The sequence below is a fragment of the Falsiroseomonas sp. E2-1-a4 genome (genome assembly GCF_051433165.1).
Lineage (GTDB): Bacteria > Pseudomonadota > Alphaproteobacteria > Acetobacterales > Acetobacteraceae > Falsiroseomonas.
The window spans coordinates 66,620-85,659 of sequence record NZ_JBHMFS010000020.1 but is presented as its reverse complement, the minus strand read 5'-3'; the positions used below and the strand labels follow the sequence as shown (position 1 = coordinate 85,659).

Below are 19,040 nucleotides of genomic sequence, written 5' to 3'. Positions count from 1 at the left end.
CTCTACCTCTCTCCCTTCGAGCTGCGCGAAGGGCTCACTGCTGCTGATGAACGCGGCAATGCGCCCATCAAGGTCGCCGACCTGGAGCGCTCCCGTGCCAATGACAGCACACTCCCAGATCCACAGCATGCGCCAGCCAAGTGAGGCGAGCTCCGCGCGGACGCGGAAGTCGCGCGCCCGGTTGCGCGCGAATTTTGCGGCCCACGGATAGTCCGTCGCCGGAATGCGGGCGTGCGGGCAGCCCGCGTGGTTGTGCCAAAAGCACCCGTGCGCCTCAATGGCAACGCGCAGCTCGGGCAGTACAAAGTCAGGCGTCCCAGGAAGGGCGGCCTGCGTCGTCACCGGACCGCCATACACCCGCCGCACTGCGGCAAGCACAAGCCTCTCCGGACGTGTGTCACGCAAGGGTATGCGCGCCATGCTCGTCATGGTCGTTCTCTCCAGGTCTGCATTGTTCAGGGGAATGTCGCGGCGGATCTGCGGATTCGCATCGCCGGATATATGCACGTAGAGTGCAGATCATGCCCAAGCACGTCAAGCCCGATCTTGCATTTACGCCCGCCACCCTGCGCGCCGGCCGCGCCATGCTCGGCTGGACACAGCCACGCCTCGCGGAGGAGGCGGGCGTGTCGGTGCGTACGGTCAAGGCCGTGGAGACCACGGCCTCGCCAGGAGACGACACCGAGCCCCTGCGTTGCAGGCCGGCGACAGCCGACCGGCTGCGCCGGGCGCTGGGGCGTGCCGGCATCGGCATTGCCCGGCATGGCAAGGTGCTCGCTGTGACGCTCGACACCGATGCGCGGCGGCTACGCCGCCGCTGAAGAGAAGACAGGGGAAGAAGTTAGGAAGTCCTCCGTGCGTCTGCACGCCCGGGGGCGGCGGCTTGCGGCCGCCCCCGCGCCGTGCCCGACGCACGGAGCAAAGGGGAAGAGAAACAGGGATTGGAATAGGGCAGCGGCCGCCCATCCCGCAGCACAGAGGACGCGATGCGCGCCGCACCCCACATCACCAGCACCAGCACCAGCACCAGCACCAGCACCAGCACCAGCACCAGCACCGATGCCCGGCTGAATACCGCTCGACCTGCCGTGCAAACCCGTCAGGTCACCGACAGCATTCAATCACAGCAGGGTGTTCTCACCACGGTGGCCTGCACCAAAGATGACGCCAGGATGTCACTCGGCGGGAGGGCGCGTGATGTCGTGGCGCGTTGGTGCAGCGCCCTTCCTGCACGCGACTACCTCGTCGCCGTCCGCAACAACAGTGACGGCCGCTGCGTGCAGGCACGCATCAGCAGAGGAGACCTGCTCGCCGCACTCGGCTGGCTGCGCCACCGCAACGCGCTAGGCGCGCATGTCGTGGCGCGGCCCTGGGGCACGCGGCACGTCCTGGTCGACGGGCTCACGCCGGGCTGCCTGGAGCGCCTCGCAGCGCAACACCAGCCGGCCATTGTCATCGAGGCGGAGCCCGGCTTGCTGCAGGCGTGGGTCACCGTGGCCGAGGAGGATGTCGAGGCGCCCGTCGCGGCGGCAGTGGCACGGACGCTCGCGCGCGCCTTCGGCGGGCTGATCCCGACGGCGTCAGCGCGGGCGCTGGGCGGGCTACCCGCGTTCACACATCCGGCCATGCAGCGCCATCCGGATGGGCGGCCACGGTTCCTCCGCATCATCTCCTGCATCCCGCCGCGGGTGGATGGACGTTCGGCGGACCTCCTCGTCCAGGCGAACGCCGAACTCGCGCGGATGGCGGCCCGCCGCGGCGCGGGTGCGCAACCCGCTGATGGTGGTCGATGACGTGGACGGCGCGCCGACGTAGCAGGGCCACGGGACCGTTCCCGCGGTGCTGCTGGGCTTGCTCGAGCCTGAGAGTGCACGGCGATACGAGGACCCGCTGCTCGCCGTGCCGCCCGACCTTTCGAGCGTGAAATGGGTTCTCACGGCGAACAGCACCGACACGCTGCCCGGAGCGGTCCACGGTGTTCTCGCCGAGGCCTTTGCCGCCGACGGGGGCATGCTGCGACGCATCCGCCTTGGCCTGCGCGGCGCGCTCGGCCCGGCGGCCCTCGCCGGTGACCCGGTCGCAGCCGCCCGTGACGCACTCGGTCCGGAGACGGCCATCGCCATCGGCTTTCACCGGGCCGCCACGCCCGCCCGCTGAGCGGGCTGGCTCACCACCAACACACATCACCGGTGCCGCGCGCAGCAGCAGCGCCTGCGCGCGCAAATCCTACGACACGGAGATCACCCAACATGAACTTCATCACCCCACCAAACGACGAGCCGGACACCTGGCTCGGGCGCACCCACGGGCTGCGCACCACCGACGCGGCGCGTTTCCACGGCTTGGTCCGCATCCGCATGCAGGAGGGCCTTGTGTTTGCCCAGCATCATGACAGCGAGTTCAGGGCGCTCGACTGGGAATGCATCTACCGCGACGCGAATGGCCGGACCACCTCGCGCTATAAGCGAGGCGCACAGAAGGGCATCGTGTTCACCCCGCCGCGGGGCACCACCAGGCTGGTGGTCACCCAGGGTGTGCTCTCCGCCCTCGCTGCCGCCGCGCTCCTGCCGGCAGAGGACCGCACCACCTGTGTCGCTGCAATTGGCGGCGCTTGGAACCCTGAGGCCGCGGCCTGTGTGGTGGCGCTGCACTTCCGGACCATGGCCAACGTCGTCGAGTTCGCCTTCGACACGCATGCGCCCACGCTGCGTGAGATGCGCGACCGCGCCGTGCACTACCTCAATGCCGGGGGCGTCGACGCCGAAGCCCTCGAGGCTCCGCCCGGCGGTTGGCTCGCGGCGCTGCGTGACATGCGCCTCGGCGGGGAAAGCCGCGCTTAATGCCCAGCATGATACCTCGCGCGGACTTCACGCTCCGTGCCGTCAAGGGCTGGCTCGCCGCGCTGCCTGCCGCCCGCTACGACGTCCGCATTGTCCCAGAAGGTGACGCCGGCCGCCCGGAGCTGCGCAATCCGACGGCCGACGGCCTGCTGCGGCTTCTGCCTTTGCTAAAGGCGCGCAACGCAGCGGGTGCCCACATCTACGCGAGACCCGCGGACACAAGCTACGTCCTTGTCGACGACATCGACCAGGACGGTCTCGAGGCAATGCGCGCGGCCGGCCACAGGCCGGCCGCGGTGCTCGGCACGAGCCCATGGAATCATCAGGTATGGCTGCGGCTCGCAGAGCCCGGCGCGGGACCGCAGGCGGTGGTCGCGTCGCAGACGGCGAAATTGGCTGCCGAGCGCTACGATGGCGACCGCGGCGCCGCCTCTGCGGTACAACTCGGCCGCCTTGCTGGATTTACGAACCGAAAGGCGAGGCACGAGCGCGCCGATGGTTCGTTTCCATATGTTATGCTCCTGTCGACCTGTGAGGGCGTCGACGACGAGGCCCGATACCTGATGTGGGTGGCAGAGGGCGTCGAGGAGCACGCACGCCAGCTCCGCCAGGAGTTGCCGCGGGCGGCGACGGTGCGCCGGCAGGGCCGGCTGCGGCCCTGCCGGCCGGAGGATGAGTACCGCGAGGCGAGGCGCCGCATCGAAGCCGCGCTCCCGCCGGGCATGCGGGTCGACCGCTCGCGGCTCGACCACGCGGTGGCACGGCGCCTTCTCGGGCGCGGCGCGACGCGCGACTTCGTACGGGCCGTTCTGCTCGCAGGCGACCGCGCCGCGGAGATGCAGGAGGCCGAGGCGCAGGACTACGTCACGCGCACGACCGCGGCTGCGGCCGGGGAGCTGGCCCGGGAGGGCGCTGCTGATCACGGCGGGGGTGGAAACCCGGGGAAAGGAGACGAAGAAGGCGGCGAGAGGGAGGAGAGGGAGTGAATAGCAAAGGGCGGCACGCGAAGCTCCGTCTGGAGTTCAGGCCGGGCCTGGGGCGGACCTACATCCCGTCCGACCTGCGCGCGGCGGTGCGACGTGCAGAGGCATGGCGCGCGGCCCGGGAGGCGCAAGGCCTGGAGCCGCCTGTCGCGGAGAACTATGCAGCCGACGTGCTCCGGCGGGGACGCATCGCCGGGCTGCTTGGCCGCGGCAGGCGGATGACGGCGGTGGTGTTCAACGTTGATCCCCGGAGCGTGGAGCACGCGTTGCGGTTCGCCGGCGCTCGGAGCCTGCCAGAGTTGGTGCTCGTCGCACTGCTCGTCCTGAAGGCCCGAGGTTCCACGCCGCGATTCGTGGACCGTCGACCACCCTGCCTACCCAGGCGACGTCGCCAGGGCGGTCGGTGACGGCACTAGCCAAGGTTGCGGCTGCGCTGCCGTCTCCGCTATCGGGGAGGTGTAGCGCCGAGGCGCGGACCGGGTGACCGGCCGCGCATGCAGCCCGGCCGCTGGCGATGAGAACATCGGCTCGGCGCGAGAACGCGCGTGCCCCGCAACCTTGCGGGCGCACGGTCGCGTGCTGCCGGATCGTGCGCCCATGTGGTCACCGACGCATGAGCACGAAGCCCAGCCCTCTCCTGACAACCGGCACGGCGGCACGCCCCGAAGCGGCCGCCGGCCAGTCCCATACGGCATCGCCGGCACTCCATCTCCAGAAGGCCAGCGATGCCGAAGCCCGCCGCGCAGCCCTCCTGCGCCTCGCCGCCGCACTCGGCCGCGCCGAGGCCCGCCGCCTCGCCCGCCCGGGGCGCGGCGCCGCCGTGGGACCCGGCTTCCTCCTTACCCTCCTCATCGTAGCCACGCTGCTCGCCGCCGCCCTCCTGGGTGCGGGCCGCTGACGGACCACATGGACATGAAAGCCTCACGCAAGACGTCGCTGCTCGCGGGCACCACCACCACCGGCACGCCGGCCGGCTGCGCCATCTACGCCCGCTACTCCGATGACGGGCAGAACCCTAACTCCATTGCCGACCAGATCCGCCTCTGCCGCACCTATGCCGAGCGCCAGGGCTGGAGGGTCGTGGAGGTCCACTCCGACGCGGCGGTCAGCGGCGCCATCCGTGAGCGGCCCGGCTACCGCGCGCTGCTCGATGGCATGCGCGCCGGCCGCTTCGAGGTCGTCCTGGCGGAGTCACTCGACCGCATCTCCCGCGACCAGGAGCACACAGCCGCCTTCTACAAGCAGGCCGAGTTCCACGACGTCGTCATGTTCACTGTCGGCGAGGGCAAGATCTCCCCGCTGCACATCGGGCTGAAGGGCACGATGGGCGCCATCTTCCTGCGCGACCTCGCCGACAAGACCCGGCGCGGCCAGGAAGGCAAGGTCCGCGCCGGCCGGCTCGTCGGGCGCGTGCCCTACGGCTACGACCACGTCACCCGCCAGATGACCGCCGCGGGCGAGGTCGAGCGCGGGCTCGTCCAGCCCAACCCGACAAGGGTGGCCGTCGTCCTGCGAATCTTCCGGGACTACGCGGCCGGCGCCAGCCCGAAGGCGATCGCGGCGGCGCTGAACGCCGAAGACGTGCCCGGCCCCAACGGCGGCACATGGTCTCCAGAGACGCTCCGCGGCAAGCCCGACCGCGGCACCGGCCTCCTGCGCAACCCGATCTATGCCGGCCGGCTCGTCTGGAACCGACAGCGCTCCCTCCGTGACCCTGACACCGGCAAGAAGGCGCGCCGGCGCAACCCGGCGGAGGAGGTCGTCGGGTTAAACGTGCCGGGACTGCGGATCATCGACCTTGCGCTCTGGGAAAAGGTCCAGGCCCGCCTCGATGCAAACCGTGCGCCGCAGGAGGCGGGAGAGACGCGCCCGCGGTTCTGGGAGCGCCGCCGGCCGGAGTACCTCCTGAGCGGCAAGGTGGTCTGCGGCATCTGCGGCCGGAGCTACAAGGCAGTAGGCCGGGACTACTTCGCCTGCGCGGCCGCGAGGTTTGGCGCCTGCACCAATGGCGCCCGGGTCCGCCGCGGGCCGCTCGAGACGCGGGTGTGCGAGGCGCTCGGCCGCGAGCTGATGGATCCGGAGATGGCGGCCGAGTTCGCGCGCGCCTTCGCGGAGGAGTCGAACGCCGGGACCGCCTCGGCCGAGGCTGCCCGGGGGGAGCAGCGGCGGGAGCTGGCCGGGGTGGAGCGAAAGGTCGCCAACCTGCTGAATGCCCTCGAGGAGGGCGCCCGTGGGCAAGGCCTTGCCGAGCGCCTCGCCGGCCTGGAGACGCGGCGGGAGGAGATCCGCGCCTCCCTCGCCGGGCCACCACCCGCACCAGCGCGGCTGCCCCCTGACCTCGGGGTGGTCTACCGCGCCCGGCTTTCGGCGCTCCGGGAGGCCCTGGCCGGGGAGGGCGCGCCGGAGGCGCTCGAGGCGGCGCGGACCTTGATCGCGCGGGTGGTCGTCATGCCGCCGGACGGCGAAGGCGGGCCGCCGGGCATCGAGCTGGTGGGGCAGTTCAGCGCAATGCTAGAACTCGGTGGCGCGGTTCTACCGGGCGGCATCTTACCGGAGGCACGCGCCCCTGGCCGACCGCGCTCACAGAGTTCGGTCAAAGGGGATCACCGAGGGCAGAGCCCTTCTTGCAGAACGCCCTCACAACCCCCGCAACACCCCGCAGACATGTGCGACCTGGGTGTCGGTCAGCTCCGGGAACATGGGTAGGCTCATGACTTCGCTGGCGGCGCGGGCGGTTTCGGCGCAGCCGGCGGGACCCATGGGGGTGCGGCCGCGATAGGCGGGTTGCAGGTGGACGGGGGCGGGATAGTGGATGGCCGTTGCCACGCCTTCGGCGCGGAGGCGGGCCATGAGGGCGGTGCGGTTCGGCACGCGCAGGACGTATTGGTGGTAGACATGGCCGGCATCGGCGCGGCGGACGGGCGCGGCGTAGGGGGTATCGGTCAGGGCTGCGTCATAGGCGGCGGCGATCTCGGCGCGGCGGGCATTGGCGGCGTCGAGGTAGGGCAGACGCACGCGCAGGATGGCGGCCTGGATTTCGTCCAGGCGGCTGTTCACGCCGATGCTGTCGCTGATGTAGCGCTCCTTCCAGCCGTACTGGCGGATGGCGCCGATACGGTCCGCGAGTGCCGCATCATCGGTGGACATCACCCCGCCATCGCCGAGCGCGCCAAGGTTCTTGGTGGGATAGAGCGAGAAGCAGGCGGCATCGCCCATGGTGCCGACCTTGCGGCCGGACAGCGTGGCGCCGTGGGCCTGGGAGCAATCCTCGATCACCATCACGCCGTGTTCGCGGCAGGCGGCGAGCATCGGGTCCAGGTCGCAGGACTGGCCGTACAGATGCACCGGGATGATGGCGCGGATCGGCGGCAGGCCGGGCGGCGGGTCGTTCAACACAGCGACGAGCTCGTCGGCATCCATGGTGAAGGTGTCCGGGTCGATATCGACCAGCAGCGGCGTCGCGCCCACCATCTCGATCGCCGCCACGGTGGCGACCGCGGTGTGGGAAACGGTGACCACGGTGCAGCCGGCGCCGATGCCCATGCCGCGCAGCGTCAGCATCAGCGCATCCGTGCCGTTGGCGCAGCCGACGGCGCGGGCAGCACCCTGCCAGGCGGCGAATTCCTTCTCGAAGGCCGCGCCTTCCTGGCCGAGGATGTACCAGCCGGAGCCGAGCGCGCGCAGCGCGGCGGCGTCGATCTCGTCCTTGTGGGCGCGGTAGCCGGCGCCGGGGTCGGCCTGCGGCACGGTGAGGATGGGGGCGTTCATGGTGGCGGCGTTCCCTGTGTGGGCGGGATCAGGCGGTGTATTCGGCAAGGCGCGGGCGGTACCATTCCAGCGAACGGCGCAGCCCCTCATCCACATCGACCCGCGGCCACCAGCCGGTGGCGGCGCGGAAGGCGCGATCGTCGGCGGCATAGCTGCCGATGTCGATCTGCGCCCGGTCGGCCGGGAAGGTTTTCGTCACGAAGCTGCCCTGGCCACCATTGGCCGCGATCAGGCGCTCCGCCAGTTCATGCAGCGAAAGTGGCGGCGGGCCGCCGATATTGAAGACCTTGCCGTTCACTTCGGGCCGGCTGGCCTGGAGGGCGGCGCGCAGGAAGGCATCCGTCACGTCATCGAGATAGGTCAGGTCGCGCAGCTGCTCGCCGCCCCAGACCTCGAAGGGATCACCCTCCAGCACGCGGCGGATCCAGATGCCGAGGAAGGTCTGCTTGGCGTCCTTGATCCGCAGGCGCGGGCCGTAGCAATTGGTCAGGCGCAGCGAGACGACGGGGCGGCCGTGGACGCGGCTTTCCAGCAGCCAGTACTGCTCGCCAGCCCATTTGGAGACGCCATTGGCATCCGGCGGGTTCACCGTGTGCTTCTCATCCACCGGCAGATATTGCGGGCGACCGTAGAACTGGCGCGTCGAGGCGTGCACCACGGTGGCCTTGGGTGCGGCTTCGCGCATCACGCCGATCAGCCGCACCTGGGCCACGGCGTTGATCGCGATATCGGAGACCGGGTCGCGCTGGCCGCCCATGTGGCTGGTTTGCGCGGCCATGTTGAACAGCACGTCGATGCCGTTGCAAAGGCTGTGCAGCTCGGCGTCGCGAATGTCGCCACGCACCAGCATGACGTTGCTGCCTTCGAGGTTCAGCGGGCTCGCGCCGCCCTCCGGCTCCATCGCATCGAGCGCCACCACGCGGGCGCCCTCCGCCGCCAAGGCGTGGCAGAGGCCGCTGCCGAGGAATCCGGCGCCGCCCGTCACCAATACCCGCTTGCCGCGCCAGCCATCCATATTCATCTCTTTCCTAACCGGCTTGTCCGAGCCGCTGCCCCGCATACTTCGCCGCCCGGATCGGACCCCACCAGGCCTCATGGTCCAGGTACCAGCGCAGCGTGTGCTCCAGCCCGCTTTCGAAGTCGTAACGCGCGGTCCAGCCGAGCAGTTTTTCCGCGCCGGACGGGTCCATGGCGTAGCGGAAATCGTGGCCCGGACGGTCCTTCACGAAGGTGATCAGGCGTTCGCGCGGCCCGGCCGGGTCCGGCCGCAGCCGGTCCAGCACGGCGCAGATGGCCTTCACCACTTGAAGGTTGCTGCGTTCCTGGCGCGGCCCGATGCAGTAGGTGCCGCCGGGCTGGCCGGCGCCGAGTGCGGCCAGGCACAGTGCCTCCGCATGATCCTCCACATGGATCCAGTCGCGGATATTGGCGCCGTCGCCATAGACCGGCAGGGGCTTGCCCTCCAGCGCGTTCAGCGAAACCAACGGGATCAGCTTCTCGGGGAATTGCCACGGCCCGTAGTTGTTCGTGGTGTTGGAGACGAAGCTGGGGAACCCGTAGGTGTGGTGCCAGGCGCGCACCAGATGGTCGGATGCGGCCTTGGAGGCGCTGTAGGGGCTGCGCGGGTCGTAGGGGGTGTGTTCGTCGAAGGGCTTGGCGTCCAGCGTCTCCAGGCTGCCGAAGACCTCGTCGGTGCTGATGTGGTGGAAGCGGAACTTTGCCTTGGCCGGCGCGGGCAGCGCGGACCAGTGGGCGCGCGCGGCTTCCAGCAGCACCTGGGTGCCGACGACGTTGGTGCGGATGAACTCGGCCGGGCCGTCGATGCTGCGATCGACATGGCTTTCGGCCGCCAGGTGCATGACCACCTCCGGCTGCCACTGCGCCAGCGTGGCGGCCATCGCCTCCGCATCGCAAATGTCCGCCTTGACATGGACATTGCGGGCATGGCCGCGCGCGGTGTCCAGCGCGGCGTGGCTCGCGGCGTAGGTCTCCTTGTCCACATTGACGACGACATGGTCGGTGGTGGCGATCAGGCGGCGGACGACGGCGGAGCCGATGAAGCCCAGGCCGCCGGTCAGCAGGATGTTCATGCAGGTTCCTCGGTCGGCGAGACAATGGCGCCCGATTGCGGCGGCAGCGCGGCCAACCCCGGGCGGCGCCATGGCCACCGGCGCAACGGTTACGCAAAATGCCCGCGCCGGCGCCCGAGGTCGAGGCCCCCTGCCCGCCCGCCTGATGATCGCGCGGCATCCCCTTCCCAAGCGAACCAGGCCAGGGCACATCGGCGGCGCAAGCGGAGCGCTTCCATGCAACTGCTGATCGACAGAATCATGCTCGCCAGCCGGCATGTGCTGGTAGTGTTCTTCCTTGGCCTCGGCGTCGCGCTCGCGATCTATGCGCTGGGCTTCCTGGCGAAGCTGTGGAAGTTCGCCGGCAATGCTCTGGCCGGGTCAGACAACCGCCAGTTGCTGGACCTGCTGCATCTTCTCGATGCGGCGCTGGTCGCATCGCTGGTGGTGACGGTGATGATCTCATCCTACGACAGCCTGGTCTCCCGCCTGGACAAGCATGAGGATGGGGCGGGGGTGAGCTGGGTTTCGGGTTTCGATCCCGGCAATCTGAAGATCAAGCTGGCCTCGGCGCTGATCGCGATCTCCTCCATCCATCTGCTGCAGATCTTCATGGAAGTGTCGAATTACGACGACCGGGCGATCATGTGGGGCCTCGCGATCCACGGCATGTTCGTGGCCGGCGCGGTGGCGCTGGGGGTGCTGGACCGGCTGACGAAGAAGTAGTCTGCCGGTCGCGCGCGGCGTCACGGCGCCTTTGCGACGCCGGTAATCTCCACCTTCCAGCGCGGATCGACCAGCGCCGCCTCGATGGTCATGCGGGCGGGCTTGGCGGCGGGATCCAGCCAGGCATCCCAGGCGCGGTTCATCGCCGGCGCGTCCTGGATATCGGCCAGCACGATGGTGACGCTTAGCAGGGCGCGCTTGTCGGTGCCGGCCTCGGCCAGCAGGGCATCGATCTGCGCCAGGATGTCGGCGGTCTGGCCTTCGGCATCCAGCGTCGGGTCATCGGCCACCTGGCCGGCGAGCCAGACCAGCCCGCCGCCCATGACGGCGCCGGACAGGCGCTGTTCCTCTGCAATGCGGCGTATCGGCACTTTCATCCTCCCCTGTTGCTGGCCGCGATCCGGCCGGCGCCAGCCTGTCATGCGGGCCACGCCGCTGGAAGCCAGGCGTGGCCGGAGCGTGTTAGGGGGGCCTGACAGTATCGGCACGGTCCGAACCGCTTGCTTAATTAAGCTAAAGATCAAAATCGGCGCTTCAAATGCAAATGCAAATTTCTGGACGGTGCGCGTCAAATCCGCGTGCATTTTCATTTTCGGTTTTTTGTCGTGGCTGTTGCGTCCTGCCACCGGTTGGATAGCACCGAACACGGCACCCGGATTCCGCAGGCTGGCATGATCGACCTGGCGAGTTTGCTGTTCAGCGGCGGGCTGTGCCCGTTTGTGGCCCTGCGCGCGGTGCAGCTCGACCGGCTGATCCCGTGGTTCGGCTGCCCGGCACGCTGGAAGGCCAAGACTGATGATCAGGCGCCGCGCGCGGTCCGGCGCGCCCCCGCCGAGGCCCCACCCGCCCCAAGCCCCCCGCGCGCGCCCCGCCCGGAACGGCTGGAGGTCGCGTATCGATGCTCCGTAGCCTGTTCCTCATCGCCGTCTATTGCGGCTTTCTCGGGCTGAGCGCCGTGGCGCCCTTCGTGCTGAGCCTGGGCTATGTCTGGGTGGACACCTTCCGGCCGCAGCAGGTGGCCCAATCATGCACCTGACCTCGGATGATTGGAACGAGCGGTTCTCCACCATCAACGAGTTCCAGACCGAGGATTCGGCGCTGGGGCGTATCCTGGTCTGGCAATGGACGCTCGGCTTCGTATCCGAGAATTTCTTCGGCGGCGGCTTCCATTCGTACCAGATCAACGAGATCCACTTCCCCGGCAACGCCCACTTCCCCGATGGCGTGGTCACCAAGGGCAAGGCGTTCCACAGCATCTATTTCGAGGTGCTGGGCGAGCATGGCTGGCCCGGACTCGCGATGTTCCTGGGGCTGATCCTGACCAGCTTCCTGTCGCTGCAGAAGGCGGCGCGGATCAGCCGCAGCATTCCGGGGATGGAGAAGGTGAAGGACCTGGCCTTCGCGCTGCAGGTCTCGGTGGTGTTGAGCGAAGCAGTTCGAGGCCGGGGCCGATGCGCGCGGCCTGGCCACCTTCTACGGCTTCCGGCTGGCGCGCATCTATCCGCTGCACCTGGTCATTCTGCTGGCCTATCTGTCGGTGCCGGCGGCGCTCGCCCTGTTCTCCCGCGGCGGGCTGCCGGAGGAAGGCTTCGATCCCGAATACTGGGTCGCCAGCCTGCTGCTGATCCAGAATTGGGGGATGTTCGAGGAGCTGCGCTGGAACATCCCGGCCTGGTCGATCAGCACCGAATGGTTCGCCTACCTCGTCTTCCCGCTGCTGGTGCTGGCGATCACCCGGCGGCTGCGTACCACCGGCGCGACGCTGGCGATGCTCGGCGGGCTGCTGGTGCTGCTGGGCGGCGTGACCTGGTGGACGGGGGGTGGCCTCGGCGGTGACATTCCGCGCTTCGGGCTGCTGCGCTGCGTCATCGAGTTCAGCATCGGCATCTGCATCCACCGCGTCTGCGCCCTGCATGGCGGCGCACCCCGCGCCGGTTCCGCCTGCGCAGTCGGGGCGGTGCTGTGCCTGGGGTCGGTCGCCTTCCTGCCGGACTACCTGTTCGCGCCGCTGGGCTTCGTGCTGCTGATCTTCCATCTGCTGGACAACCACGGCGGCCTGGCGCAGCTGCTGGAGAACCGTTTCCTCGAGTGGCTGGGCCTGATCTCCTACTCCACCTATCTCAGCCACTACCTGATCAAGGTCTGGGTGAAGTTCGTGATGCTGGAGCGCGGCTTCCCGGATGGGCTGCCCTTCCTGGCCTATATCCTGGCCACGTTTGCCGCCTCCGTGGTGCTGTTTCACCTGGTGGAGAAGCCCGGCCAGCGTTGGGGCCGGGCCTTGGTGCTGGCGGGCGTGCAGCCTGTCGGGCGGCTGCGCCGGCCCTGATCAGGCGGCGGGGCTGAGCACGTGGATGACGCGGCTGGCCACCATGTCCCGCACCTTGGCGCCATAGGCCTTCATATGCGGCGCGGCGCCGTGGGCGGCCAGCGTCGCGGCGCTGGACCATTTCTCCACCACCACGAAGCTGTCCGGACCGATCGCGGTCTGCAGTGGGCCGATGCCCTCCGCATCGATCGCCGGGCCGTATTCGATGCAGCCTTCCTCGGCCAGGACCGCCGGGATGTTGGCGCGCATTTCGGCCAGCACCGCATCGCGCATCCCGGGCTTGGTGGTGATGAAGGCAAGGACATGGATCATGGTGGCGTTTCCCCTGGTTGTGCGGACAGCAAGGCAGCGCGGCCGCGTGACGTCAATCAGACCAGCCCGCCATTCACATGCAGCACCTGCCCGGTGATGTAGGCCGCGCCCGGCGAGGCGAGGAAGGCCACGGCCTGCGCCACATCGCCCGGCGTGCCGAGCCGGCCGAGCGGGATGCGCGCGCGCACCGCATCCCACTGCGCCGGGGTCATGGCGGAATGTCCGGCGGCATCCTTCTGGGTGAAGCCCGGCGCCACGGCGTTCACCGTGGTGCCGCTGGAAGCGGCCTCCACCGCCAGGGCGCGCACCAGCGCCTCCACCCCCGCCTTGGCAGCGGCGGTGGCGGGGAACAGCGTGGCATCGGTGCGGAAGACATGGGCGACGAAGGAGGAGATGGCGACCAGCCTTGGCGCCTGCCCCTCCGCCAGCACCGGCAGCGCGGCGCGCGCCAGGCGCAGGAAGGCCCAGAGCACCGTATCCATGGATTGCGCGAAGCCGGCATCGGTCAGCGCCGCCACCGGCGTGCGGTCGGCGAAGCCGGCATTGGCCACCACCACATCAAGCCCGCCGAAACGCGCCTGCACCCGCGCCACCAGCGCGGCCGGCAGCGCCGGGTCGGCAATGTCGCCCAGCATCACCTCTGCCAGCCCGCCGGCCGCGCGCACCGCTTCCGCCACCGCCTCGGCCCCCGCCGCATTCTTGCGGGTATGCACCAGGATGGCGGTGCCCGGCCCGGCCAGCGCGCGGCAGCAGGCGGCGCCGATGCCGCTGGCGGCGCCGGTGACGAGGATGGTGCGGGGACGGTCTGTCATGCGGAGGCTCCTGGGGACGCGATCCGCATGGTGCCGCCGCGGGCGGCGGCGCGACAGCCCCCGGATCATCACTGGCCGCGCGGCCCCGGCTGCGGCAAAGGAGGCGCGCGACGACGCAGCGGAAGGATGACCCCAGATGACCCCGATCGTGGATCTCGCCGGCAAGCGCGGCCTGGTGGTGGGCATCGCCAACGGCCACAGCATCGCCGCCGGCTGCGCCACCGCCTTCCGCCAGGCCGGCGCGGAACTGGCGCTGACCTACCTCAATGACAAGGCGCTGCCCTTCATCCGCCCGGTGGCGGAAGGGCTGGACACGACTCTGCTGCTGCCCTGCGATGTCCGTACCCCCGGCCAGCTGGAGGCCGTGTTCGACCGCATCGCGCAGGATTGGGGAAGGCTGGATTTCCTGCTGCACTCCATCGCCTTCGCCCCGCGCGAGGATCTGCATGCCAGCGTGGTGGATTGCTCGGCGGAGGGCTTCGCCATGGCGATGGACGTGTCCTGCCATTCCTTCATCCGCATGGCGAAGCTGGCGGCGCCATTGATGACGGAGGGCGGCAGCCTGATGACGGTGAGCTTCTACGGCGCCGACCGCGTGGTGGAGAACTACAACCTGATGGGGCCGGTGAAGGCGGCGCTGGAATCCAGCGTGCGCTACATGGCGGCGGATTTGGCGCCGCGCCGCATCCGCGCCTTCGCGATTTCAGCCGGCGCCATCCGCACCCGCGCGGCATCGGGTATCGACCGCTTCGATGATCTGCTGGACCGGGTGCGGGCGCGCACCCCCGCCGGCCGGCTGGTGGATATCGAGGATGTCGGCCGTATCGCCGCCTTCCTGGCCAGCGAGGCGGCGGCGCCCATGAGCGGGTCCGTGGTGCATGCCGACAACGGGGCGCACACCGTGGCCTGAAAAAATCAGCCGCCCTGTTCCGCCGCATGCGCCGCGGCCAGGGCGACCAGGCTGGGGAAGCGGAAATCGAACCGCGCCTCGTCTGCCGGCTGCGGCGTGGCGCCCCAGCCTTCCTGGTCGTGCCGCCGGTCGATCCAGGCCGTGGCGAGGCCGGCGCGCTTGGCCGGGACGTGGTCGTGGAACAGGCTTTGCGCCGTGTGCAGGACCTCACCCCTGGGGTGGCCGAGCGCCGCCAGCTTTTCGAGCATATAGGCGAAGTTGCGATCCGAGGGCTTGTAGCTGCCGATATCCTGCGCCGTGTAGATCGCGTCGAATGCCACACCGAGCCGACGGTTGCTGCCGGCGAAGCTGGTGCGGTCCACATTGGACAGGATCACCAGCTTGAAGTGCTGCTTGAGGTAGGCCAGCGCCTCCGCCGAATCCGGAAAGGCCGGCCAGTCCGGCACGGAAGCGCCGAAACGGCGATGCGCCGCCTCCTCAGCCGGCAGCTTCCATTCCTGGGCCAGCCGCCGATGCACCTCGGCCAGCAGGTCCGAATAGATCATCTCCGGCGTCCGCGCTTCCTGATCCGCCTCCAGCCGGGCGAAGGCCTGCAGCGCGGCCTCGCGGTCGATGGTGCCGCCGGTGTGGTTGTCTGCCTGGGCCAGAAGCGGCTGCAGCGCGGCGTGGATGCCGCCCTCCCAGTCGATCAGCGTGCCGTAGCAGTCGAAGGTCAGAACCCGGAAATCACTCAGCCGCATCGCCCTGCCCCATCCTTGCCGCAAAGCCATGATGGCTGGGGTGGCGACCGGCGACAACCTGACGGCACAGCATCCCGAAGCCGGCCCGATGGATGGACGCCGGAGGGTGGGCAGGGGCGGACGGCGCTGCTGCGGAAGTCGGTGGATGCCGCCGCGCTGACCCGCCTGCCGTCACCGCCGCCAACGGAGGAAACTGCGCCAATGTCGATGACACCGGATCCCTTCGACCTTGCGCGCTTCGTGCAGGCGCAGGACCCCGTGATGGCGGAGGTGCAGCTCGAATTGCGGCAGGGTCGCAAGCAAAGCCATTGGATGTGGTTCGTCTTTCCGCAGCTCCGCGAACTGGGCTGCAGTGCCACGGCGCGGTACTATGGGATCGCGTCGCTGGCGGAGGCGCAGGCCTACGCGGCGCATCCTCTGCTGGGGCAGCGGCTGGTGGACTGCACAGCGCTGGTGCTCTCCGTACCGGATCGGTCCGCGCACGCGATCTTCGGCAGCCCGGACGATCTGAAGTTCCGGTCCTGCTTAACGCTGTTCGATGCCGCCTGGCCGGAACAGGCGGCGTTCGCTGCGGCGCTGCGGCGGCACTTCGGCGGTGCCGCCGACCCACTCACACTGGAATTGCTGAAGTCAGCGGGCTGAGGCCAGGATGCGCCGGGCGCGGCACAGGATGGGTTCGTCCACCATGCGGCCATCCACCTCGAAGGACCCGCGGCCCTCGGCCTCCGCGGCCTCGGCCGCGGCGATCTGGCGGCGGGCGAGATCCAGTTCCTTCTCGCTGGGCGCGAAGCCTTCGTTGAGGATCGGGATCACCGCCGGGTGGATGCAACTGCCACCCGTGAAGCCGGCGCGGCGGGACCGGGCGACCACGTCGCGCAGCTTCTCCTGATCCCGGAAATCCGCGATGGAGCCGAGCGTGCCCATGGCCGCGACGCCCGCCTGCGCGGCCGCCACCGCCATGCGGCGCTTGATCGCGACCATCACCTCGTCATCCGATGTGCAGCCGATCTCGGCCGCCAGATCCTCCGCCCCCACCAGCAGCCCGGCGACGCGGGGGGAAGCCGCGCCGATTTCCGCCATGCGGTCGATGGCCGCAGGCGTTTCGATCAGCGGCAGCAGCACGCAGCGCGGCGTGGCGCCTTCCAGTTCATCGATCACCTCGGCGATCAGGCGAACATGGCCGGCATCCATCGCCTTGGTCATCAGGATGCCGTCGGCACCGCAGGCGATCGCCGCCTCGATGTCCCGCACCGCCATCCGCAGCGGGCGGTTGATGCGGACCAGCACGGCGGAAGGGCCGGTGCGGCAGGTCGCCACCGCATCGGCCAGGCCATCGCGCGCCGCATCCTTCTGCGCGACCGGCACGCTGTCCTCGAGGTCGAGGATGATGGCATCGGCACCCGCCGCCGGCGCCTTGGCGACGAAGCGCGGCACATTCGCCGGGACGTAGAGCATGGAGCGCCAGGTGGCGGCGCGTGGGGTGGGGGTCATACCAAATTCCATGGATTGGAAGCTGTGTCGCTCAAACCAGCGCACCCGGTTCGGCGGCGGCTTCGGCCTGGGCCACGATGCGCCCGGCCTCGTTCAGCGCCCACAGCGAAAGGCTGCCGTCCTCGGCCCGCTTGCAGCGCAGCTCACCCGTGCGGTCGACGTAGAAGGGATTCACGTTGCGGACGGAAAAGCGGCCGAGCTTGCCGCCCGGGAGGTTGCGGCGCGCCATCTCATGCAGGAACAGCGCATGCAGCCCGCCATTCACCACCAGGCCGGGATAGCCTTCCTCCTGCGTCGCATAGGGCTGGTCGTAATGGATGCGGTGGCCGTTGTAGGTCAGCGCGGAATAGCGGAACAGCGTCACCGTCTCCGGCGCGTAGATCTGCGTCTCGTCGGGTGTCGGCAGTTCCACCGGGGCATCCGCTTTCACGGGTGCGCCGGGCTTGGCTTCCTCGCGATAAACGATGTCGTGCACTTCCGTCAGCACCGGCTTGCCGTCCATCTCCACCACATGATCGACGCGCACGAAGATCATCTGCCCGGTTCGGCCGGTCTTCGGCGTGATGGCGGCGATGGTGGAGGTGCGGCGGATTTCCGCGCCGATGGTGATCGGCGCCAGATACCGCAGCCGGCGGCCGGCGAACATGCGGCGCGGCAGCGGCACCGGCGGCAGGAAATCGCCCTTCCGCGGATGGCCATCCGGGCCGAGCTGCGACTGGCGCGCGATGGGGGCGAAGAACACGGAATGCCAGCCCTCGGGCAGCGCATCGCCGCGGCGATAGGCCATCGGGTCGAGGTCCAGCAGGGCGGCCAGGCGGCGGATGATGGGCAGCGCCACCTCATCCTCCAGCACTTCCTGGCGGCCGATCCAGCCGGACATGGCGCCGGGGTCCATCTGCGTATCGGGCATTCAGTCTCCTCCAGTCCGAAGTTTCGCCCCGCCTGTGCGTCGCGTCCAATGCATTAATCTGCCCGATTGATGCATGTCGTGCACCAACGAAGGGGCCCTGCGGGGGTTTACGCCCGGCTGCGTCACAACGATGATCCGCGCCACCAGAAAGAAGACCGATCCATGCCGCTCGATGTCACTGCCCAAGGCGTCTATGTCATTGCGCCGACACCCTTCCACCCCGATGGGCGCGTGGACGAGGCCAGCCTGGACCGGATGACGGATTTCTTCCTCGGCGCCGGCTGCGCGGGGATGACGATCCTGGGCGTGATGGGGGAGGCGCCGAAGCTGGATGGCGCCGAATCGCTGGCGCTCAGCCGGCGCATCATCGGCCGCGCGGGCCAGGCCGGCATCATCGTGGGCGTCACCGCGCCGGGCTTCGCGGCCATGCGCGCTTTGGCGCGCGGCGTGATGGAGGCGGGTGCGGCGGGCGTGATGATCGCGCCGCCCACGCATCTGCGGAACGACGATGCCGTGGTTAGCTATTTCCACCAGGCGGTGGAGGCGATCGGGCCGGATGTGCCCTGGGTCCTGCAGGACTACCCGCAGTTGTTCCAGGTGCAGATGACGCCGGCGGTGATCCGCCGCATCGTCACGGACCTGCCCTCCTGCGTCATGCTGAAGCACGAGGATTGGCCCGGGCTGGAGAAGATCTCGGCGCTGCGCGGCTTCCAGGCGGATGGCTCGATGCGGCCGATCAGCATCCTCTGCGGCAATGGCGGCATCTTCCTGGATTTCGAGATGGCGCGCGGCGCCGATGGCGCGATGACGGGCTACGCCTTCCCGGACATGCTGGTGGAACTGGTTCAACTGTCCCAGGCCGGTGCCAAGGGGGCTAACCGCGAGCGCGCGCATGATCTGTTCGACGCGCATCTGCCGCTGATCCGCTACGAATTGCAGCCCGGCCCCGGCCTCGCGGTGCGGAAATACGTGCTGATGCGGCGCGGCGTCATCGCCTCCGACGCGCAGCGCCGGCCGGGCACCGCGCTGACCGCCACGGCGCGGGCGGAGGTGGAGTATCTGCTGTCCCGCCTGGCGCGGCATGATGCGCGGGCGGCGCTGCCGCCGGTCTAACAGCGGGTGCAACCCGGCGCGCCATCGGGCGCTGAACGGG

At 69.5% G+C, this 19,040-nt stretch carries 23 protein-coding genes and 1 pseudogene; 14 read left to right on the top strand and 10 right to left on the bottom strand.

Annotation, left to right across the window (positions count from 1 at the left end; genetic code table 11):
• The coding region (locus ACFHNC_RS19720; protein ID WP_437170951.1) for a very short patch repair endonuclease at positions 1 to 507 on the bottom strand (507 nt) is incomplete at its 3' end.
• A gap of 5 nt (positions 508 to 512) precedes the next feature.
• On the opposite strand from ACFHNC_RS19720, the gene ACFHNC_RS19715 reads away from it, so the two are divergent.
• The 7 genes from ACFHNC_RS19715 to ACFHNC_RS19685 all read left to right on the top strand — a co-directional run bounded on the left by ACFHNC_RS19715 (position 513) and on the right by ACFHNC_RS19685 (position 6,529).
• Entirely contained in the window at positions 513 to 821 is a 309-nt protein-coding gene (locus ACFHNC_RS19715; RefSeq protein ID WP_437170950.1) for a hypothetical protein, read from the top strand.
• A 165-nt stretch (positions 822 to 986) separates the two neighbouring features.
• Complete coding sequence (locus ACFHNC_RS19710; RefSeq protein ID WP_437170949.1) at positions 987 to 1,793, top strand: DNA-primase RepB domain-containing protein; 807 nt, start codon at positions 987 to 989, stop codon at positions 1,791 to 1,793.
• Positions 1,794 to 1,839: 46 nt separating this feature from the next.
• Positions 1,840 to 2,157 carry a hypothetical protein gene (locus tag ACFHNC_RS19705; protein WP_437170948.1) on the top strand — a complete coding sequence of 106 codons (318 nt, stop codon included), beginning with the start codon at positions 1,840 to 1,842 and terminating at the stop codon, positions 2,155 to 2,157.
• 92 nt (positions 2,158 to 2,249) lie between these two features.
• The gene (locus ACFHNC_RS19700) at positions 2,250 to 2,840 is read left to right on the top strand and encodes a hypothetical protein (RefSeq protein ID WP_437170947.1); all 591 of its coding nucleotides are present in this window, start codon (positions 2,250 to 2,252) and stop codon (positions 2,838 to 2,840) included.
• Complete coding sequence (locus tag ACFHNC_RS19695) at positions 2,840 to 3,826, top strand: DNA-primase RepB domain-containing protein (protein ID WP_437170946.1); 987 nt, start codon at positions 2,840 to 2,842, stop codon at positions 3,824 to 3,826. Before ACFHNC_RS19700 ends, ACFHNC_RS19695 begins: the two co-directional genes overlap by 1 nt.
• A gap of 610 nt (positions 3,827 to 4,436) precedes the next feature.
• On the top strand, positions 4,437 to 4,721 hold the full coding sequence (locus ACFHNC_RS19690; protein WP_437170945.1) for a hypothetical protein: 285 nt from the start codon (positions 4,437 to 4,439) through the stop codon (positions 4,719 to 4,721).
• A gap of 8 nt (positions 4,722 to 4,729) precedes the next feature.
• Positions 4,730 to 6,529, top strand: coding sequence for a recombinase family protein (locus ACFHNC_RS19685; RefSeq protein ID WP_437170944.1), 1,800 nt, complete (start codon positions 4,730 to 4,732; stop codon positions 6,527 to 6,529).
• Here the strand turns inward: ACFHNC_RS19685 and ACFHNC_RS19680 are convergent.
• From ACFHNC_RS19680 to rfbB, 3 genes are read right to left on the bottom strand one after another with little or no spacing between them, the layout of a single operon-like run.
• On the bottom strand, positions 6,461 to 7,591 hold the full coding sequence (locus ACFHNC_RS19680; protein ID WP_437170943.1) for a DegT/DnrJ/EryC1/StrS family aminotransferase: 1,131 nt from the start codon (positions 7,589 to 7,591) through the stop codon (positions 6,461 to 6,463). The genes ACFHNC_RS19685 and ACFHNC_RS19680 overlap by 69 nt on opposite strands.
• Positions 7,592 to 7,619: 28 nt before the next feature.
• Complete coding sequence (locus ACFHNC_RS19675; RefSeq protein WP_437170942.1) at positions 7,620 to 8,606, bottom strand: NAD-dependent epimerase/dehydratase family protein; 987 nt, start codon at positions 8,604 to 8,606, stop codon at positions 7,620 to 7,622.
• Between the two features lie 13 nt (positions 8,607 to 8,619).
• A complete protein-coding gene (rfbB, locus tag ACFHNC_RS19670) occupies positions 8,620 to 9,681 on the bottom strand; it encodes a dTDP-glucose 4,6-dehydratase (RefSeq protein WP_437170941.1) in 1,062 nt (353 codons plus the stop codon).
• Positions 9,682 to 9,897: 216 nt separating this feature from the next.
• Here rfbB and ACFHNC_RS19665 point away from each other — a divergent pair, with 216 nt between their 5' ends.
• Positions 9,898 to 10,386, top strand: a complete 489-nt coding sequence (locus ACFHNC_RS19665; RefSeq protein WP_437170940.1) for a YqhA family protein — start codon at positions 9,898 to 9,900, stop codon at positions 10,384 to 10,386.
• Positions 10,387 to 10,406: 20 nt separating this feature from the next.
• On the opposite strand, the gene ACFHNC_RS19660 is transcribed toward ACFHNC_RS19665, so the two are convergent.
• The gene (locus tag ACFHNC_RS19660) at positions 10,407 to 10,757 is read right to left on the bottom strand and encodes a RidA family protein (protein WP_437170939.1); all 351 of its coding nucleotides are present in this window, start codon (positions 10,755 to 10,757) and stop codon (positions 10,407 to 10,409) included.
• Between the two features lie 527 nt (positions 10,758 to 11,284).
• Here ACFHNC_RS19660 and ACFHNC_RS19655 point away from each other — a divergent pair.
• The 3 genes and pseudogenes from ACFHNC_RS19655 to ACFHNC_RS19645 all read left to right on the top strand — a co-directional run bounded on the left by ACFHNC_RS19655 (position 11,285) and on the right by ACFHNC_RS19645 (position 12,712).
• Positions 11,285 to 11,422, top strand: a complete 138-nt coding sequence (locus ACFHNC_RS19655; protein WP_437170938.1) for a DUF5935 domain-containing protein — start codon at positions 11,285 to 11,287, stop codon at positions 11,420 to 11,422.
• Positions 11,413 to 11,682, top strand: a pseudogene (locus ACFHNC_RS19650) (O-antigen ligase family protein); the annotation flags it as partial. The gene ACFHNC_RS19655 and the pseudogene ACFHNC_RS19650, both read left to right, overlap by 10 nt.
• Before the next feature lie 166 nt (positions 11,683 to 11,848).
• Entirely contained in the window at positions 11,849 to 12,712 is an 864-nt protein-coding gene (locus ACFHNC_RS19645) for an acyltransferase family protein (RefSeq protein WP_437170953.1), read from the top strand.
• Here ACFHNC_RS19645 and ACFHNC_RS19640 read toward each other — a convergent pair whose 3' ends face one another.
• Together ACFHNC_RS19640 and ACFHNC_RS19635 are read right to left on the bottom strand one after the other, a co-directional pair.
• Positions 12,713 to 13,024 carry a putative quinol monooxygenase gene (locus tag ACFHNC_RS19640; protein WP_437170937.1) on the bottom strand — a complete coding sequence of 104 codons (312 nt, stop codon included), beginning with the start codon at positions 13,022 to 13,024 and terminating at the stop codon, positions 12,713 to 12,715. It abuts the gene before it with no gap.
• Positions 13,025 to 13,080: 56 nt separating this feature from the next.
• On the bottom strand, positions 13,081 to 13,836 hold the full coding sequence (locus ACFHNC_RS19635) for an SDR family NAD(P)-dependent oxidoreductase (protein WP_437170936.1): 756 nt from the start codon (positions 13,834 to 13,836) through the stop codon (positions 13,081 to 13,083).
• A gap of 136 nt (positions 13,837 to 13,972) precedes the next feature.
• Between ACFHNC_RS19635 and fabI the strand changes: the two genes are divergently transcribed.
• Positions 13,973 to 14,746, top strand: coding sequence for an enoyl-ACP reductase FabI (gene fabI / locus ACFHNC_RS19630; RefSeq protein ID WP_437170935.1), 774 nt, complete (start codon positions 13,973 to 13,975; stop codon positions 14,744 to 14,746).
• Positions 14,747 to 14,751: 5 nt separating this feature from the next.
• On the opposite strand, the gene ACFHNC_RS19625 is transcribed toward fabI, so the two are convergent.
• Positions 14,752 to 15,486 (bottom strand): haloacid dehalogenase type II, encoded by a 735-nt coding sequence (locus ACFHNC_RS19625; protein ID WP_437170934.1) that lies wholly within the window; start codon positions 15,484 to 15,486, stop codon positions 14,752 to 14,754.
• A gap of 201 nt (positions 15,487 to 15,687) precedes the next feature.
• On the opposite strand from ACFHNC_RS19625, the gene ACFHNC_RS19620 reads away from it, so the two are divergent.
• Positions 15,688 to 16,128: a DUF1810 domain-containing protein gene (locus ACFHNC_RS19620; protein WP_437170933.1), complete on the top strand. Its 441-nt coding sequence runs from the start codon at positions 15,688 to 15,690 to the stop codon at positions 16,126 to 16,128.
• Here ACFHNC_RS19620 and ACFHNC_RS19615 read toward each other — a convergent pair.
• Together ACFHNC_RS19615 and ACFHNC_RS19610 are read right to left on the bottom strand one after the other, a co-directional pair.
• Entirely contained in the window at positions 16,117 to 16,977 is an 861-nt protein-coding gene (locus ACFHNC_RS19615) for an HpcH/HpaI aldolase/citrate lyase family protein (RefSeq protein WP_437170932.1), read from the bottom strand. The genes ACFHNC_RS19620 and ACFHNC_RS19615 overlap by 12 nt on opposite strands.
• 31 nt (positions 16,978 to 17,008) lie before the next feature.
• Positions 17,009 to 17,887 (bottom strand): FAS1-like dehydratase domain-containing protein, encoded by an 879-nt coding sequence (locus tag ACFHNC_RS19610; RefSeq protein ID WP_437170931.1) that lies wholly within the window; start codon positions 17,885 to 17,887, stop codon positions 17,009 to 17,011.
• A gap of 162 nt (positions 17,888 to 18,049) precedes the next feature.
• Between ACFHNC_RS19610 and ACFHNC_RS19605 the strand changes: the two genes are divergently transcribed.
• Complete coding sequence (locus ACFHNC_RS19605; RefSeq protein WP_437170930.1) at positions 18,050 to 19,000, top strand: dihydrodipicolinate synthase family protein; 951 nt, start codon at positions 18,050 to 18,052, stop codon at positions 18,998 to 19,000.
• Positions 19,001 to 19,040 lie beyond the last annotated feature (40 nt).

Excerpts from the sequence above, each read along its gene's own strand:
- ACFHNC_RS19690 (WP_437170945.1), top strand. The coding sequence starts at position 4,437 with ATGAGCACGAAGCCCAGCCCTCTCCTGACAACCGGCACGGCGGCACGC.
- ACFHNC_RS19610 (WP_437170931.1), bottom strand. The coding sequence starts at position 17,887 with ATGCCCGATACGCAGATGGACCCCGGCGCCATGTCCGGCTGGATCGGC.
- ACFHNC_RS19675 (WP_437170942.1), bottom strand. The coding sequence starts at position 8,606 with ATGGATGGCTGGCGCGGCAAGCGGGTATTGGTGACGGGCGGCGCCGGA.
- ACFHNC_RS19695 (WP_437170946.1), top strand. The coding sequence starts at position 2,840 with ATGCCCAGCATGATACCTCGCGCGGACTTCACGCTCCGTGCCGTCAAG.
- ACFHNC_RS19665 (WP_437170940.1), top strand. The coding sequence starts at position 9,898 with ATGCAACTGCTGATCGACAGAATCATGCTCGCCAGCCGGCATGTGCTG.
- ACFHNC_RS19700 (WP_437170947.1), top strand. The coding sequence starts at position 2,250 with ATGAACTTCATCACCCCACCAAACGACGAGCCGGACACCTGGCTCGGG.
- ACFHNC_RS19635 (WP_437170936.1), bottom strand. The coding sequence starts at position 13,836 with ATGACAGACCGTCCCCGCACCATCCTCGTCACCGGCGCCGCCAGCGGC.
- ACFHNC_RS19605 (WP_437170930.1), top strand. The coding sequence starts at position 18,050 with ATGCCGCTCGATGTCACTGCCCAAGGCGTCTATGTCATTGCGCCGACA.
- ACFHNC_RS19640 (WP_437170937.1), bottom strand. The coding sequence starts at position 13,024 with ATGATCCATGTCCTTGCCTTCATCACCACCAAGCCCGGGATGCGCGAT.
- ACFHNC_RS19655 (WP_437170938.1), top strand. The coding sequence starts at position 11,285 with ATGCTCCGTAGCCTGTTCCTCATCGCCGTCTATTGCGGCTTTCTCGGG.
- fabI (WP_437170935.1), top strand. The coding sequence starts at position 13,973 with ATGACCCCGATCGTGGATCTCGCCGGCAAGCGCGGCCTGGTGGTGGGC.
- rfbB (WP_437170941.1), bottom strand. The coding sequence starts at position 9,681 with ATGAACATCCTGCTGACCGGCGGCCTGGGCTTCATCGGCTCCGCCGTC.
- ACFHNC_RS19625 (WP_437170934.1), bottom strand. The coding sequence starts at position 15,486 with ATGCGGCTGAGTGATTTCCGGGTTCTGACCTTCGACTGCTACGGCACG.
- ACFHNC_RS19680 (WP_437170943.1), bottom strand. The coding sequence starts at position 7,591 with ATGAACGCCCCCATCCTCACCGTGCCGCAGGCCGACCCCGGCGCCGGC.
- ACFHNC_RS19620 (WP_437170933.1), top strand. The coding sequence starts at position 15,688 with ATGTCGATGACACCGGATCCCTTCGACCTTGCGCGCTTCGTGCAGGCG.
- ACFHNC_RS19615 (WP_437170932.1), bottom strand. The coding sequence starts at position 16,977 with ATGACCCCCACCCCACGCGCCGCCACCTGGCGCTCCATGCTCTACGTC.
- ACFHNC_RS19685 (WP_437170944.1), top strand. The coding sequence starts at position 4,730 with ATGGACATGAAAGCCTCACGCAAGACGTCGCTGCTCGCGGGCACCACC.
- ACFHNC_RS19710 (WP_437170949.1), top strand. The coding sequence starts at position 987 with ATGCGCGCCGCACCCCACATCACCAGCACCAGCACCAGCACCAGCACC.